We start from the raw sequence: 235 nt of genomic DNA, 5'->3' as shown, positions 1-235 counted from the left end.
GAAAAAACTTTTAAAAGATCGTCCTCTTAAACTCAATCCCCAACCCATCAACCATCCTAAACACCATCTTCACCCTCAAAAACAAATTAATCTTCTACCAAACCCCTATCTCCCTCAACCCATCAAAAACATCACCCCTCCTCATATCATTCCATCCATCACCTACTTCTTTAACTTCCTCCATGCTGTTCCCCACACCGATCATATCGACCATTTACCTAACACACCTCTTCCT

At 41.7% G+C, this 235-nt stretch carries 1 protein-coding gene; it reads left to right on the top strand.

Annotated features, from left to right (window positions below):
- Positions 1 to 235: hypothetical protein (locus FS736_RS25010; RefSeq protein ID WP_222125128.1), on the top strand; the 235-nt coding region annotated here is incomplete at both ends.

Source organism: Cytobacillus oceanisediminis 2691, assembly GCF_007678455.1.
Classification (GTDB): Bacteria; Bacillota; Bacilli; order Bacillales; family Cytobacillaceae; genus Mesobacillus; species Mesobacillus oceanisediminis_A.
This window is presented reverse-complemented; position numbering and strand designations above follow the sequence as displayed.